Raw genomic sequence first — 16,675 nt, forward strand, 5'->3', positions numbered from 1 at the left:
CCACGCCTTTTCCTTTTCTATCTATTGCGCTACGCAAACCGAGTTGATGATTCATGGCAGAAGCACAGCTAAGTCTCAATCTGGACATTAAGCATGATGCGAGTCTCAGTGACTTTGCCGGTCCCGGTTGGATGTCGATTATTGATGCAGTGCGGCAGCTACATGTCGGCCTGATTGGTCAGCTGTACCTGTTTGGCAGCCCTGCAACTGGTAAGTCCCATCTACTATCCGCTATCTGTGAGTCATTCATTGAGATGGACAAGTCAGCGATTTGTTTGTCACTCAATGAATTGATCCATACCGATGTCAATGTGCTGTCTTCTCTTGAGAACTTCTCGCTTATCGCCATCGATGACTTAGAAGTGCTTGAGCAAAGTAGTCAATGGCAAGAAGCCTTATTCCATCTCATTAATCGTAGCCGTGAAGGGCAGCGCCAGTTATTATTTGCTGCCAATAAGCCTGCGGGCGAGTTACCATTTCAATTGAGGGATTTGCTCACTCGTCTGGCACAAGCGCCTACCTTTAAAGTACCGAATGGTCACGATCTTGCTGACCGTCAAGCCTTGCTGCAGTCTATCTTACGTCGCCGTGGTTGGCAGTTTGATGAGCGTATTATTGATTATCTTCTGACCGAAGGGCCACATCGTATCGGTGCTATGATGGAGGTGCTCAATTATATTCAGCCAATGTTCTCAAACCTTGGGCGTAGCAATATCTCTAAAGCGGTCATCAGTGATGCTTTGCGTACGATTGATGAGCAAACACTGGCAGCTGAGCTTGCGGATATTGCACAAGAGACACAAGTGGATAATGAGGCAGCCAGTCAGGATCAACATACGATGCCACTCGATTTTTAATACTGAATTTTAAATATTAGAAACACCATTTGTTTCTATCCAAAATGTCGCTGTTATCAATGCATTTACTATCAATGGGACCATTTATGAAAACCAATACTTCTTCGCTAAAAAAACTGACCATCAGCACCTTACTTATCAGTGCCGGATCGGTATCTATGCTCTCAAATGCCGCGGTTACTTTACTCGTTGATGACTATATCAAAGTGACTGCTATCAATGGTCAAGAAGTTCAACAGAGTCCTTTTCAGGCGTTGACTAAACAATTCACCTTGCAGCCGGGTCAGCATGCGATTACTGCTAAGTATGACCGCTTGTATAATCTGCCGCGTGACGAGCATGATTATTTGCGTTCAGGCAATGTGAGTGTGACAGCCGAACTGGCAGACAACCAGACATACCGCTTGACCATGCCTAATCAACCAGAAAAGTATGAGGCAGCCAAAGATTATGTCAAACAGCCAACCCTTGCGATACAGCAAGACGATGCCATTATTGCCAGTCAACAGGGCGTTGCAAATGGTAATGATGGCTTGTTTGCTGGATTGGGTAAAGCGATAGGCGGCGTATTTGGTGGTGGCGGTGATGCAGAATTACAGAACCAACGCGCAATCGCAGCTCTCAATCAGCCAACGGCGAGTACTCAGAATAATACAGGTAGTATGTCTTCAAATACCTATACCGTGGCGCCAGTAGGGACGAGCAATCAAAGCACCAATACCCTTGATAGCTTCATGCAGTTATGGCTACAAGCAACGCCAGCTGAACGCGAAAAAATTCGCCAGTGGGTACAACAGTAGATTTTACCCCTATAAATATGTGAAGACATAACCCAAACTTCACCCACAAAAAAGCACCCATAGCGGGTGCTTTTTTATGACATATAATTTTACTTATAACCGACTTCTAAGGCTGGTCGCTCTTAAAGTCAGCTACCTTTAAGTATTAACTATTTTGCTAAAAAAGCATTATACATCCAAATTAGCTTTTCTTGCTGCTGCACATAGCCGTCGACTAAATCGGCAGTACCTTGGTCTTCCGCTTCTACCGCCAGCGCTGATACTTGACGCTGCTCTGAGATAAGCGCTTGTAGGCCAGTAACTACGCCTTTTACACAAGTATTGCCATCTTTGACGTTTTTATCTTCCTGAATACTTGTATGTTTCGTAAAGTCGCTATACGCATGGAGTGGTGTACCACCTAAGGTTAAAATACGTTCAGCGATTTCGTCAATCTCGACTTGTAGGCTGGTATACAGCTCTTCAAACTGTGGGTGCAAAGTAAAGAAGTGCTCACCTTTGACGTTCCAATGATAGCCACGAACGTTAATATAGAACATGTGATAGCTTGATAGTAAGCTATTAAGTTTAGTGATGACACCGCTCATGTCTGATTGTTCTAAACCGATTTGGTTGGTCGCATTATTAGTGTTACTCATAATATTATCCTTATAGTGTGAGTGTTAATGTAAGAAACTGGTTATAACAGACTAAGAGTATAGCAAGCCCTATGATGCACTACTATGCTTGCTCTTGTGTTGAATTATAGAACGCTATTTTAATTCATAAAGATCTATTTATTAAGTCCGTCATAATCTTGCTGTCGATGTTCATTATAATAGCAAAGCAGCGTCTATAAGTTAAGTTCAATAATTATAAGTCTATGATTGGTTTTTTAAAATTATAAGCTTATGAGTTCAAAAGCTTATAAGTTCAAAAAATGGACTATTACCCTTTATGCAGGGGGTTGTAAGCTTTCAGGATTTAAACCTTTAACTGGAACCACTTCTTGTAGGTGTTGACGTACCGTATCGATGGGAAATTTCTGTGCTTGTAGACGTTTAGGAACAATTTGGCTGCCTTGTTGACCTTTCATCTCAAACATCATAAAGATATAGTCGTCAGTCTCATCCCAGCTTTTGACCGCTGTCCATGGAATAACCGCTTGTTGGGTCGCTCCTGCACGCATTTGCATGCCACGCATTTGCGAGTTTTTCATCATATCAGGTTGATTGGTTGGCATCGCCATGACCAAGCCATGTTTTTGTACACCCAACTTCATCTGGCGCATCTCATCTGGCATCTCTTGATCAGCCACTTGTTTTTCAAACTCTCTTTTGACGTACCATTTAAAACCTAAGGTACGCACCAACAGATAAACCACGACCGAAACCAACATGACCCAAAAAATAATTGTGGAATAGCCAGTGACAAAGATTAACCCTGCAATGGCCAGTATCACGACTACCGCCATAATGACCCATTCTTTGGTCTTCAAACTTGAAAGACCAAACGAAGGGCTGGCACTGGCAAACAGTTCATACTGTGCTTGATGAAATTCCGCCTCGGTCAGGTTTAAGGCAACAGGTTGGAGCGTATAGGGGTACAGGGCCATAAAGGTTTCTCAAATACTTGTAGTAAAAGCGTTGGGTTTAAATCGCCAAAGTGAAGCTGCGATGCGGTACTTGGCTAGAAGTGTCATAAAGCTATGCGCTTATCTTACCGAAAAGTGCTCCTAAATGAAACATATAAGCCGCTCTGTTCATTGATAGACGTCATATTAATGGCATTAATAGAGATTGGGGCTGATTGTGGAAGCTAACCTTAAGTTTTTCATAGCAAGATAGTGGTATAACGTGCAACATTCAAACACGGCGTCACACTAAAAACTTTGCTATAACACAGGACAGTCACAGGTACGAAAATAGCCGAAAAGTAGTCAAAATAGCGTCTAAATAGGGGCAAAACATGGTCAAATCTGCTGGGTCTTGGTATTATAGCGACTACCTATTTTCTCATGACAAACAAGCTGTCATAACATAAGTTATAAAGTGATAGGCTGCCCACTATAAAATCACTACAGCGTCAACTTCGCTAAACATAGTACTGTATAGCTTGTACTCGGTTTTCTTGTATTGATATTATTTTGGATTGACGATAGGTTAGGTTGTAAAATGAGCTTGGCTCATTATTGTTTTGATAATATTTTCTTAAAATTCCTTATTCACTCTCAGCGTTACAGGCAACTATTATGATTGATCCAAAACTCTTACGCGGCGATTTAAGCGATTTACAACAGCAGTTGGCTGCTCGTGGCTATACGCTTTATATGGAGTTCTGGCAAACCATTGAAAACGAGCGTAAATCGCTACAAGTCAAAACCGAAGAGTTGCAATCGCGCCGTAACGCTGGTGCTAAGCAAGTAGGGGCGCTAAAAAAATCGGGCGAAGATGCCAGTGAGCTGTTGGCTGAGATGCAAAGCGTCAGCGGTGAGATTAAGACGGCAGAAGACGAGCTGCGTACTCTGCAAGAGCGTATCAATCAAGCTGCCTTGCAGATTCCTAATATTCCAGCAGCAGATGTGCCAGTGGGTACGTCAGAAGATGATAATGTCGAAGTACGCAAATGGGGTACGCCGCGTGAGTTTGATTTCGACATCAAAGACCATACTCATATCGGTGAGACGCTCGGTATGCTCGACTTTGAAGCCGCAGCGAAGCTTACCGGTAGTCGTTTTAATGTATTAAAAGGTCAGCTTGCGCAGATGCATCGCGCTTTGATTCAGTTTATGCTCAATACCCACACCATCAAGTACGGCTATACTGAAACGTATGTGCCTTATATTGTCAATTCTGAAAGCCTAAAAGGTACGGGTCAGTTGCCAAAATTTGAAGATGATTTGTTTAAATTGACCAATCATACGAATAATGATGATATGGATTTTTATCTGATTCCGACGGCTGAAGTACCAATGACCAATTTGGTACGCGGTGAGCGTTTAGATATCAAAGAGCTCCCATTAAAATTCACCGCCCATACGCCTTGTTTCCGTAGTGAAGCCGGCTCGCACGGCCGTGATACCCGTGGTCTGATTCGTCAGCATCAGTTTGAAAAAGTCGAGATGGTTAATATCGCTAGCGCTGAGCAATCTGATGAATTGCTTGAAGCAATGACAGGTCAAGCTGAATATATTTTACAGCAGCTCAATCTGCCATATCGTACAGTCAAATTATGTACGGGTGATATGGGTTTTGCCGCGCAAAAAACCTACGATATTGAGGTATGGCTACCAAGCCAAGACACCTATCGCGAGATCTCTAGCTGCTCAAATTGTGGCGACTTCCAAGCCCGTCGTATGGGTACGCGTGTCAAAGACGGTAAGCAAACCAGTTTGGCGCATACGCTAAATGGTTCAGGTTTGGCCGTTGGTCGTACTTTATTGGCAGTGATGGAAAATCATCAAAACGCCGATGGTAGTATCACCATTCCAGAAGTGTTGCGTCCGTTTATGGGCGGTGCTGAGACGATCTCCGTTTAGTAAATATTTTGCCCATATAAATGGCGGTTGATAATGCAAACTCGCCATTTATTATTTTTAGCCTATTATTAGGGTCTGTTTAACAAAACCGATATAAGTTATGAGTTAAATACAAACGATTTTATGATGCCGTTTTTGGCTTGGCTCATGGCAAATATGTTAATATTGCACCTTAATTAAATACCTTATTCTTAAGAGCGTTTATTGCGCTCCTACTGTTGCTCAATATATCTTCTTCTTATCCTCCATACTTCTTATTTGAATATTAGGACACGCTATGCCCACCCCAATTAACGAACGCAAACTTGCCAATGCCATCCGTGTACTGTCGTTTGATGCGGTGCAAAAAGCCAATTCAGGACACCCCGGTGCACCCATGGGTATGGCTGATATTGCTGAAGTTCTGTGGCGTAAGTTTTTAAAGCATAATCCTGCCGATCCGCAATGGCACAACCGTGATCGCTTTATACTGTCAAACGGTCATGGCTCGATGCTTATTTATTCATTGCTACATTTATCAGGTTACGATGTGAGCGTTGATGACCTAAAAGGTTTCCGTCAGCTGCATTCAAAAACCCCAGGGCATCCTGAACTTGGCTATACGCCTGGTGTAGAAACGACGACTGGTCCACTAGGACAAGGTATTGCTAATGCCGTTGGTTTTGCAATCGCAGAAAAAACTCTAGCCGCACAGTTCAACCGCGACGGTCATAACGTCGTCGATCATCATACCTATGCGTTCTTGGGCGATGGTTGCTTGATGGAAGGTATCAGTCATGAAGTCTGCTCACTAGCTGGCACGTTGGCGCTTGGTAAATTGGTATTCTTCTATGATGATAACGGCATCTCAATCGACGGTAACGTCGAAGGCTGGTTCACTGATGATACCGAAGCGCGTTTTGAGTCTTACGGCTGGCAAGTTATCAAAGTCGATGGTCATGATACTGATGCAATCACGCAAGCAACTGAGCAAGCGATTGCAGAGACTACTAAGCCAAGTCTAATTATTTGTAAAACGACTATCGGTGCTGGTAGCCCGAACAAACAAGGTCTAGCCGCCAGTCATGGTGCACCACTTGGTGATGATGAAATTGCCTTGACTCGTGATGCGCTGTCTTGGAAACATGCCCCATTTGAATTAGATGACGAAATCTATGAAGCGTGGGATGCTAAAGCAAAAGGTGATGTCCAGCAAAAGAACTGGGATGCAGACTTTGAAGCGTATAAAAAAGCCTACCCAGAGCTTGCAGCAGAACTATCACGCCGTTTAAATGGCGAATTGCCTGCTGACTTTAACAGCCAAGCGCAAGCTTATATTCAGCAAACGCAAGAAGAAGGTGGTGATGTTGCTAGTCGTAAAGCCAGTCAAAACGCCATCAATACCTTGCAGCCATTATTGCCAGAACTATTGGGCGGTTCAGCGGATCTAGCTGGCTCAAACCTGACGCTATTCAAAGGTGCTAAAGGCATCGAAAAAGATGCTGACGGTAACTATATCTATTACGGTGTACGCGAATTCGGTATGACTGCGATTGCCAACGGTATTGCATTGCATGGCGGCTTTATTCCTTACGTCGCGACGTTCCTGATGTTTATGGAATACGCACGTAACGCAGTACGCATGGGCGCATTGATGAAGCAGCGCGTTATCCATGTCTATACGCATGACTCTATCGGTCTGGGTGAAGATGGCCCGACGCATCAGCCAGTTGAGCAATTGACTAGCTTACGTACTACGCCAAATCTACGTACATGGCGTCCGTGTGATGCGACTGAATCTGCAAGCGCTTGGGTAGAAGCAATCAAGTCTGAAAACAACCCATCAGCATTGATCTTTAGCCGTCAGAGTTTGCCACATCAAGCACGTGATAGCGAGCAAGTCGCGAGCATCACCAAAGGTGGTTATGTACTTGCGAAAGAGCAAAGCGAGCTACAAGCAATCATCATCGCCACTGGTTCAGAAGTTGGCCTAGCGATGGAAGCGTATGAAGCGTTGAGCGCAAATGGTGTTGGCGTCCGTGTGGTATCTATGCCATGTGCTGAAGTCTTCGTTGAGCAAGATGCCAGCTATCGTGAAGCGGTATTGCCTGCCACTATCCGCGCCCGCGTCGCAGTAGAAGCGGCGCACGTAGACTACTGGTATAAGTTCGTTGGTCTAGATGGCAAAGTCATCGGTATGACGACTTATGGCGAATCTGCTCCTGCTAGCGATTTATATAAAGAGTTTGGTATCACGACTGATGCTGTGGTTGAAGCGGTAAATAGTTTGGTGTAATAAACCTAACTTAGTTAGTGTTTAAAAAAGAGCCACTAGAGAAATCTGGTGGCTTTTGTATAGAAGCTATTGCTTAATAAATTCATTAAACTGTATCAGCATATTCTTCAAATTTATATTTATTTCTTCAATATCTTTCTTTGAGTAATCGTTAGTAAAATGGACGATTCGATTACGACTATCCTTTAAACTAACCAATTTATAAAATAATGATGAATCAATAGCCTCACTATTGTGTAAAAACTTAAGAAGTATATAGAAAGGGGTGTTCTTTTTTATTTCATTATCTGTATATTTGCTATCGACCCAGCCTCTAATATTACTTTCAAGTTTGTTCCAAGATATCATAAACTCTCCGAGCTCTGAGCTAATGCTACCTATCACTTGTTCTTCAATATTATCTTTTTCATTTTCTTCAATATGTAAGTTGGACAGACTAACGATAGCTTGTTCAATTATAGGTTTTATTTTATTAATTAAGTCTACTAACTTTATATAATCATTTATTGTGAAAGTTTTATTATGAGCGACATCACATCTCAACTCATATAGTTTTTGCCAGTCATTGCTAAGTTCCTTTTCATTAATGTCAATACTATTAGAGAAATGTTTGGACCAATTAGACTCAGGTATCAACTTATCTAGACTCTCAATATCTTCAATAGTTAAATTATTTTTAGTTTTGAGAGACTTCAATGTACTGATCAGCTTATTTTTATTTGAAATATACTCTTCACTAAATAAAAAATTCTTTAATTGAATAAAGTCGGTATTATGAAAATATGTAAAATCCTTCTTTAAATTATTATCTTTTGTTTTAATTGAGCTAGCAACATCATCTGGTACATCGGTTTTATACCAGTTTACTCCAACATTTATAAGCATGAACTTAGTTAGTAATTTCCGCATTAAATTTTCTATTTCATAAATCAAGGGATAGGCTTTAGAAGCATAGTACATACTTAGTCCATCAAACAAGATTTGTGGAGAATTAGTGATAATAGAAAACCTTTTTCTTATTGCTCTAAGTAATTTAGTTAATTTTTCTATGTCTTCGATGGATTCTGTAGTGATGATAAGATGAAAGCAAGCATCTTCAGTATTTGAAATTTTATTAAAATCTAGTTGGTATTTAACACTAAAACTATTTTCGTAAGTTATACTGCCGTTATTTAATACTATATCAGAGTCGGTTTGCATAAAGTGCTCAAAGGATTTTACGCTAGAACACAGGCTTTCTTTCTTATCGTTAAATATCAGATACTCCACTGTAATCACTTAACACTTCCTTATAAATTTTTTAATGTGGTTGATAGCTTATTATAATCAATATTTAACTTACTATGAATTTAAAAGACGCTTCCTATGTCCCTAAAATCCAGCTTCAAAGGTTTCCTAGGTGAGGCCGTCATCAATGTTGCCATGTGGCTAAAGCTTGAAAAAGACGTCTACCACCGTTTAAACGGTATTACCTTGCCAAGAGCCAATGGTGGCAGTACCCAAATCGATCATATCATCGTCTCCGTATACGGCATATTCGTCATTGAAACCAAAAACTATAAAGGCTGGATATATGGTAGCGAGAACCAAAGACAGTGGACACAAGTTTTCCAAAATGGAAGTAAGTTTAAATTTCAGAACCCATTGCGCCAAAACTACTTGCACATTAAGACGCTCGCAGATTTATTGGGCTTGGAGCTGAGCTATTTTCATTCGATGATTGCTTTCATCGGTGAGTGTGAGCTAAAAACCCGCGATGAGTTGCCCGAGTATGTATTGACGAGTGGTATGGTCTCGTATGTGAAGAAAAAACAAGAAAAAATACTCACTGAAGATGAGGTTGCATCTATCGTTGAGCAGATTAATAGCAATAGATTTAGCAAGTCTTGGCGTACCAATAGAGAGCACAAAGCCTATCTAAAAGACAAGCATAGCAATCCAAGCCAAAATACAAATAAGCAGCCTAGCGGTAACGCTATTGATAAACCAGTTGCTAAAGTGGCTAATGAGTCTATACCAGAGCCGATAGTAAAAGAGACCGCTAAACGAGCTATTCTAAAAAGTAGAGAAGTGCATCGATGGTCTGGTCAGACTGAAATTGAATCTAGCGATTTACCAATTGATAGTATGGACAATCAGCAGGCAGTCACTCAGCATACAATTACATCGCACGATATTGCTGATAAGGTTTTTCTTACGCCGTTTGAAGTTATGGAGCCTGAGTTATCGGGCAATGATTTTAAAACGGCTGAATGTGAGATTATCACGTCTAATAGCATCGATCTTAAAGCTGTTGAGCAAATCAATCATACAGCTATTACAGAGCAAGTACCTGCCTGTCCAAGATGTCAGGCAGCAATGGTCAAACGTGTTGCAAAAAAAGGCCAGCACCAAGGGAAAGACTTTTTTGGTTGTAGTCAATTTCCTAAATGTTGGGGCGTGGTGAATATTGATTAGCTATTTCATGATAAAAGCGACATCAAAATCATGGGTTGGCACAAAATTACTCTCTTTAATCTCAAACGTCGTTGGTCCAATCTTTTTGACTTTACTCTTACCTTTCCAGCAGAACGAGACCAGCTCGTTAGGGTCGCGTTCGACAGTCAGTTTGAAATTGGCAATAGGTTTGGCCCAATTTGCTCCCGTATTCAAGATATAGCTTAAGGCATGATAGGGACGGCCATTCTTGTTAAAGGATCTCTGAGTTGAAGCATCTACGCAAAAATTGCCATATTGTCCACTGTCTAAATCTACAGAGCCACCCACTAACGGTTTATATGTGTGTTTGACCTTGGTAATCGTATTGGCTTTGAAGGTTTGCTTCCAACTATAAATCACTTGTGAATCCCAAAGGATATCAAGGTCTTCTCTATTATCGAGAAACTTATCGAGTGCCTTGCTCTTACAATCTAAAAGCCGTTGATTGACATCGTCAGTATCAAATCGATAGGTCCAAGGTGACATCATTTCAGCATCACTAATACCGCATGCCTTGAAAATATTGGTGGTATCAATAGGGGTTTCTGCATAGTTTCGATCACGGTTTCTGGTGATGATCGGGTACATAAAAGTGCGGACATGCTGATCAGGCGTGATAGGTTTGCCATTGGCCCAAATCTTAAAGTTATTATAAGTGGCACTGGTATCAGCGTAATCTGAGTCTGTAAAGCTAGGCACCGCTGGCATAGGAAAAAGAACCGTCTCGGTAATGTCTTTATTACTGAGATTTTTGAACTCATAATTAACGCGCACTTCCTCTTTTGAGATGTATAAGTCTTCACTATGCATGCTGATGTTCTTATTTTTAAGATATTCAACACCGCCTGTGCCGACATAGCCAGTAGAGTCGTTCGCTTGAGCAGCCGTCATCGCTATGAGCACAGCGTAAGCTAACGTACCGCTAAACATCAGATGTCGCTTATCCATATATTTCTTCTAAACGTAAACAAGCCACCAATCGACCATCCCATTCGCGCAGTTGTGGCTCTATTTCGCTGCATTGCTGCTTGGCATATGGGCAGCGTTTGTGTAGGGCGCAGCCACTTGGTGGGTTAAGTGGGCTTGGTAGCTCACCTTGTAGCGTCAAATCATTTTTATGGCCATTTACCGTTGGTGCAGCAGCCAATAGGGCGATGGTATATGGATGTTTTGGCGCATTATAAATAGCTTCTTTAGGCCCGTGTTCGACCGCCTGACCTAAGTACATCACCATTACATCATCAGCGACATGGCGTACTACTGATAGGTTGTGTGAGATAAAGACGTAAGCGGTATGGTATTCGTCTTGCAAGTCCATGAATAAATTCAAAACTTGCGCTTGAATCGAGACATCGAGCGCCGAAGTAGGCTCATCGGCGACGACTATTTTTGGATTGAGCATCATAGCGCGGGCGAGGGCGATACGTTGGCGTTGTCCACCTGAAAACATATGTGGATAACGGCCCGCATGTTCGGGACGTAGACCGACATGCCTCATCATCTCGTTTATTTTGTCGCGCTTTTCTTCTTTAGATAGCTTGGTATGAATATCTAAAGGCTCAGTCAATTGATAACCAATCGTATGACGCGGGTTTAGGCTGCCATAAGGGTTTTGGAATACCATCTGGATTTCGGTACGCAACTCTTTTAATGCTTTTCTACTATAACCGGTCGTTGCTTCATCGTTGATAAATAACTCGCCGTCAGTGGGCTCTTCAATGAGGGTCAACTGGCGGGCAAGCGTTGATTTACCACAGCCTGACTCACCAACGACCGCCAGCGTCTTGCCCGCTTCAAGCTCAAACGAGACACCATTTAGGGCTTTAACATAAGCTTTAGGCTTGCCCAATCCTTGTGATACTGGGTAATGCTTGTGTAGGTTGTCTGCTTTTAAGACCACTTTATGACTCATGCTGTGACTCCAAAGTAGCAGGGTGAGGGGTAGAGGTGCGAGAAGGTAGATTAGGCAATTCAGAGTGAATACAGCGCACTTTGCCATTGGGCGTATCTAAAATGGGCGGCGGTACTTCACAAGCCGGTTCTTTATACGGACAACGCGGAGACAATAAGCAACCGCTTGGGCGATCATATTGGCTGGGTACCACACCCGGCAAACTATTGAGCCTGTCTTGACCGATAGCCAGCTCAGGGATGGCTTGCAGTAAAGCTTCGGTATAAGGGTGGGCAGGATGTTGAAAAATCTCCGGCACTGTGCTGGTTTCGACCACTTGTCCGGCATACATAACGGCGACATCGCGTGAGTTTTGCGCGACCAAACCCAAGTCATGGGTGATAAGTACCATGGCCATTTGTTTTTCGCGTTGTAAGCGCCCGAGCAAATCCATAATTTGTGCTTGCACCGTGACATCAAGAGCCGTGGTTGGCTCATCGGCGATAAGCAGTTTTGGCTCGCAAGCAATCGCCATCGCAATCATGACCCGCTGACTCATACCGCCCGATAATTGATGCGGATAAACCTTAAGTCGATTTTTGGCATCCGGCATCTCAACCAGTTCGAGCAGCTCTAAGATACGCGTCTGTACCGCTGCACCGCGCAGTCCAAGATGCTTACGCAGTACTTCACCCAGTTGCATCTCAATGGTAAAGCTCGGATTTAGACAAGACATGGCATTTTGAAAAATCATGGAAATATCTTTACCAATGATGCCGCGCTTTTCTTTGGCTGACATACTCAGCATGTCTTTATTATCAAACATCACCCGCTTGGCACGAACTGTCGCAGAAGGCGGCAATAGTCCCATGAGTGCCATCATAGTGACCGACTTACCCGAGCCTGATTCACCGACGACGGCGATGACTTCGCTTTGGGTGATTTTTAATGATACATCATCGACGGCGCGAAAAGCACGTGCGCCTTGACCAAAAGTGACCGAAAGATTTTCAATATCTAACAACAGTGGCGCTTCTTTTATTAACGAGCCATTCATAGAAGTATTGGTAAGCGCTGTTTTATCTAAGGTATCAGTCATCTTAGGTCACCTGCTTTAATTTGGGATCTAGCGCATCGCGTAAGCCATCACCCGTCAGGTTAATCGACAAGGCAGCTAAGAAGATGGCGACACCCGGCCAAATAGCGAGCCAAACATTACTTTGAATATATTGCCGCGCTGTACCGAGCATTGCGCCCCATTCGGCATCTGGTGGTTGCACGCCAAAGCCTAAGAAACCAATTGCGCCTGCTTCTAAAATAGCAGAGGAAAAAATCATTGTCGCTTGGACGATAAGCGGTGCCATACAGTTAGGTAAAATAGTTATAAATAATAAGCGCAGCACGCCAGCCCCCATGACTTGCGAGGCAACAAAGTACTCACGTTGTAGCTCTACCATGGCGGTAGCGCGTGTCAGACGAATAAAAGGTGGGGTACAAACCAAGGCAATGGTAATAATGGTGTTGGTCATAGACGGCCCTAAGATAGCCGCAATAATAATCGCCAATAGCAAGCTTGGATAAGACATCAAAATATCATTGACTAGCATCACCGCCTTGCCCCAAACCTTTGGCCAAAACGCGGCGCTAAGCCCTAGCGAGACGCCGACCAACATAGCAAGGGTCGTCGCACTTAGACCGATAAACAACGAGTAACGTGCGCCATACATCACCCGAGATAAGGTATCTCGACCGGCATCATCAGTCCCAAGCCAAAACATCGTATCGCCGCCACTTAAAAACGCTGGCGGCAATTGCTCTTGACCGGTAAATAATTCATAAGGGTCATGCGGTGCAAGGGCGGGCGCAAGTATGGCGATAATCACCATCAAGGCCAGTACTATAAAACCAAGTACCGCGCCTTTATTGCGGCAAAATGTCGATAAAAATAACTGCCAAGACGACGGCGGTGTCGCTGCCATCAGCTTAAGATCAGAGGGAAGAACAGAAGGCTTCATGAGCATTTCCTACAGTGGCTAGTGCTTTGCTAATATTTAAAGTTTTAGAGTTTTAGCCTTAATAAGTATTAAGCATTTGCTAAAAAATCACTCAAAACCATGCAAACACCAATAGCCACTATTTATAATATGAGTATTTATCAATGTTAAATTAAGAAGTATGTCTGATGCGCGGATTGATCAGACCATACAAAATATCAATAAATAAGCTAACCAAAATCAAGGCGGTGGCGACCAATAAGATACCGTTTTGCACAATAGGATAATCACGGGTAAAGAAGCCATCGAGTAGCCAATTACCAACACCCGGCCAACTAAAGATAGTCTCAGTAATAATGGCGCCAGCGAGCAAGGTTGCCATCTGTAAGCCAATTACCGTCACCACAGTAATCAAGGCATTGCGCATCACGTGTACCAATATCACGCGGCGCGGCGATAAGCCTTTAGCGCGTGCGGTACGTACATAATCTTCATCTAGTACCTCCAGCATCGCCGAGCGCGTCATACGTGCAATCATCGCGAGTGGTATGGTCGATAAGGCAATAGACGGTAAGATAAAATGTTTTACCACGTCCCAAAATGCGCCCGGTTCACCTGAAGTCAAGGAACCCAATAGCCATGAACCATATAAAGGTTTGACGTCCAAAAACTGCGCGACAGATATGACACCGGCGACGGGTAATAGGCCTAGATAGTGGGCGAATATACCGGTTAGGATAGGTCCCAATAAATAAATAGGCATAGAATAGCCAGCCAGCGCCCCTGACATTAAGGTGTAATCAATCCAAGTACCACGGCGCAGCGCGGCAAAGATACCTAAGCTGACCCCAATGACACTGGCAATAACAATGGCGCATACCGCCAGCTCTAAGGTTGGCACAAAATGGGCAAAGAAGTCTTGTAATACTGGAGTACGGGTACGAAAGGACTGACCAAAATCACCGGTTAAGATACCGGTTAAATAGTCCCAGTATTGAACGATGAGGGGTTTGTCTAATCCTAGTCTTTCTAAGGCACGAGCATGGAGCTCTGGATCGACCATACGCTCACCCATCATAATCTCGACGGCGTCTCCGGGGACGAGCCGAATCAGGGTAAATGTCGATAGCGTTAAGCCAAGATAGACAGGAATGAGAATGGCAATGCGACGCAAAATATAAAGTAGCATGGGCTGCTCAATAGTTGTGGTTCAATAGTTATGGTTTAATAACTCTAAGTTGATGACTAGAATGTTGATAATGATGAGAGTGTTGGTGACAGCATGCTTAACAAAGCGGTTGCTTAACAAAGCGGTTGCTTAACAGAGTGCTTAATTTATATAAATAAGGCTGGAGCAGAGTATCTGACCCAGCCGAATACCAATTAAACAGTCGTGTATGTCATACCGGACTTCATCAGTTAAGATTATTCAACTTTTACACCATCGAAGCGTATTGAGCCAAGTGGACTAATTTTATAATCGACGACGTTTGGTGCGGTGAATACCGTTACCACCGAATGCGCCATCGTCGTCCATGGCAGTTGCTCTTTAAATATCTGCTGAGCTTTTACATAGTCATTGACGCGATCATCTTGATTGGTAATCTGACGGGCATTAGTCACCAAAGTGTCAAAGTCTTTATTACACCAGCGCGAGTAGTTATTGCCACCGACCGCATCACAAGATAACAATGTACCAAGCCAGTTATCAGGGTCACCATTATCACCTGTCCAGCCTGCTAAAATAACATCGTGCTCGCCTTTAGCGGCGCGATTTAGATACTCGCCCCACTCGTAAGTGACCAGCTTGGCATTAACACCAATCTTCGCCCAATCTGCTTGTAGCATTTCCGCCATGAGTTTGGCATTTGGATTGTAAGGGCGCTGAACGGGCATATACCAGAGATTGATGGCAAGCTTATCTGCACCTGCTTCTTTCATAAGGGACTTGGCTTTTTCGACGTCATAAGGCGCGTCTTTGATCGATTTATCATAACCCCATTGTGTTGGTGGCATAGGGTTGGTGGCTTTAAGCCCTTCGCTTTGATAAACGGCGTTAATAATAGCGTCTTTGTTGATGGCCATATCTAATGCTTGACGAACTTTAAGGTCGCTAAGCTTTGGTTTTTCAACGTTGTAGCCGACATAACCGACGTTAAAGCCGGGTTGATCAAGGACGGTGGCCTTACCGGATTTTTTAACAGAGTCAATCTCGGCAGGTTTTGGATAAGCGGACACATGACATTCGCCAGCTTGCACTTTTTGCGCGCGAACCGCCGAGTCTTTGGTGATGACAAACACTAGATTGTCGATATGAATATCGTCTTTGTTCCAATAATCTGGATTTTTGGTATAACGAATTTGCGCATCTTTTTGATAGGAAGTAAAGACGAAAGGTCCGGTACCAACAGGTTTGGTATTAATGTCAGCCGCATTACCAGCAGCCATTAACTTGTCTGCATATTCAGCAGAATCGATGTAAGCAAAGGCCATCGCTAGGTTTTGTAAAAACGGCGCGTTGGTCTCGCTGAGAGTGATTTTCACGGTATTGTCATCGACCTTTTCGATAGTAGAGATCAGATCAGGCAGCCCCATGCCGACAGAATACGGGAACTCAGCAGGATAGGCTTTATTAAATTCAAAATCAGGATTGGTGATACGTTCTAGCGTAAAGACCACGTCGTCCGCGTTAAAATCGCGGGTTGGGGTAAAGTAATCGGTTTTACCGAATTTGACGCCTTTGCGCAGATTAAAGGTATAAGTCTTGCCATCTTCACTAATATCCCAGCTTTCGGCTAAGGCTGGCTGAATCTCAGTGCCATCTCTTTTGAATTCCACCAAGCCATTATAGATAGGATAGGCG

14 protein-coding genes are annotated in these 16,675 nt (G+C 43.3%); 5 read left to right on the forward strand and 9 right to left on the reverse strand.

The features are described 5' to 3' along the window. Positions 1-53: 53 nt before the first annotated feature. A complete protein-coding gene (gene hda, locus AAEY80_RS08340) occupies positions 54-857 on the forward strand; it encodes a DnaA regulatory inactivator Hda (protein ID WP_025651369.1) in 804 nt (267 codons plus the stop codon). An 86-nt stretch (positions 858-943) separates the two neighbouring features. Next, positions 944-1,657, forward strand: coding sequence for a DUF2057 family protein (locus AAEY80_RS08345; RefSeq protein WP_025651370.1), 714 nt, complete (start codon positions 944-946; stop codon positions 1,655-1,657). A gap of 149 nt (positions 1,658-1,806) precedes the next feature. Here AAEY80_RS08345 and AAEY80_RS08350 read toward each other — a convergent pair whose 3' ends face one another. Both AAEY80_RS08350 and AAEY80_RS08355 read right to left on the reverse strand, forming a co-directional pair. Further along, the gene (locus AAEY80_RS08350) at positions 1,807-2,295 is read right to left on the reverse strand and encodes a Dps family protein (protein WP_025651371.1); all 489 of its coding nucleotides are present in this window, start codon (positions 2,293-2,295) and stop codon (positions 1,807-1,809) included. A 296-nt stretch (positions 2,296-2,591) separates the two neighbouring features. Continuing rightward, positions 2,592-3,251 (reverse strand): YcxB family protein, encoded by a 660-nt coding sequence (locus AAEY80_RS08355; RefSeq protein WP_025651372.1) that lies wholly within the window; start codon positions 3,249-3,251, stop codon positions 2,592-2,594. 636 nt (positions 3,252-3,887) lie between these two features. On the opposite strand from AAEY80_RS08355, the gene serS reads away from it, so the two are divergent. Together serS and tkt are read left to right on the forward strand one after the other, a co-directional pair. Continuing rightward, the gene (gene serS, locus AAEY80_RS08360; protein WP_201576326.1) at positions 3,888-5,174 is read left to right on the forward strand and encodes a serine--tRNA ligase; all 1,287 of its coding nucleotides are present in this window, start codon (positions 3,888-3,890) and stop codon (positions 5,172-5,174) included. Between the two features lie 277 nt (positions 5,175-5,451). Continuing rightward, positions 5,452-7,449: a transketolase gene (gene tkt / locus AAEY80_RS08365; protein WP_201576323.1), complete on the forward strand. Its 1,998-nt coding sequence runs from the start codon at positions 5,452-5,454 to the stop codon at positions 7,447-7,449. A 66-nt stretch (positions 7,450-7,515) separates the two neighbouring features. Here tkt and AAEY80_RS08370 read toward each other — a convergent pair whose 3' ends face one another. Beyond that, positions 7,516-8,649: a HEPN domain-containing protein gene (locus tag AAEY80_RS08370; protein ID WP_201576320.1), complete on the reverse strand. Its 1,134-nt coding sequence runs from the start codon at positions 8,647-8,649 to the stop codon at positions 7,516-7,518. A 165-nt stretch (positions 8,650-8,814) separates the two neighbouring features. On the opposite strand from AAEY80_RS08370, the gene AAEY80_RS08375 reads away from it, so the two are divergent. Next, positions 8,815-9,906: a nuclease-related domain-containing protein gene (locus AAEY80_RS08375; RefSeq protein WP_201583354.1), complete on the forward strand. Its 1,092-nt coding sequence runs from the start codon at positions 8,815-8,817 to the stop codon at positions 9,904-9,906. Here the strand turns inward: AAEY80_RS08375 and AAEY80_RS08380 are convergent, their stop codons facing one another. The 6 genes from AAEY80_RS08380 to AAEY80_RS08405 form a co-directional block, all read right to left on the reverse strand. Continuing rightward, positions 9,907-10,875, reverse strand: a complete 969-nt coding sequence (locus tag AAEY80_RS08380; protein WP_227693021.1) for a DUF4424 family protein — start codon at positions 10,873-10,875, stop codon at positions 9,907-9,909. It abuts the gene before it with no gap. Continuing rightward, positions 10,868-11,839, reverse strand: coding sequence for a peptide ABC transporter ATP-binding protein (locus AAEY80_RS08385; protein WP_201583352.1), 972 nt, complete (start codon positions 11,837-11,839; stop codon positions 10,868-10,870). The genes AAEY80_RS08380 and AAEY80_RS08385 overlap by 8 nt, the downstream gene beginning before the upstream one ends. Beyond that, positions 11,829-12,917, reverse strand: a complete 1,089-nt coding sequence (locus AAEY80_RS08390) for an ABC transporter ATP-binding protein (RefSeq protein ID WP_265088466.1) — start codon at positions 12,915-12,917, stop codon at positions 11,829-11,831. The genes AAEY80_RS08385 and AAEY80_RS08390 overlap by 11 nt, the downstream gene beginning before the upstream one ends. Position 12,918: 1 nt before the next feature. After that, a complete protein-coding gene (locus AAEY80_RS08395; RefSeq protein ID WP_025650615.1) occupies positions 12,919-13,833 on the reverse strand; it encodes an ABC transporter permease in 915 nt (304 codons plus the stop codon). 151 nt (positions 13,834-13,984) lie between these two features. Further along, complete coding sequence (locus AAEY80_RS08400; RefSeq protein WP_173239922.1) at positions 13,985-15,001, reverse strand: ABC transporter permease; 1,017 nt, start codon at positions 14,999-15,001, stop codon at positions 13,985-13,987. Between the two features lie 236 nt (positions 15,002-15,237). Continuing rightward, on the reverse strand, positions 15,238-16,675 hold a 1,438-nt coding region (locus AAEY80_RS08405; protein ID WP_350588174.1), incomplete at its 5' end, for an ABC transporter substrate-binding protein.

The sequence above is a fragment of the Psychrobacter sp. 78a-MNA-CIBAN-0178 genome (assembly GCF_040309625.1).
GTDB classification, from domain to species: domain Bacteria; phylum Pseudomonadota; class Gammaproteobacteria; order Pseudomonadales; family Moraxellaceae; genus Psychrobacter; species Psychrobacter okhotskensis.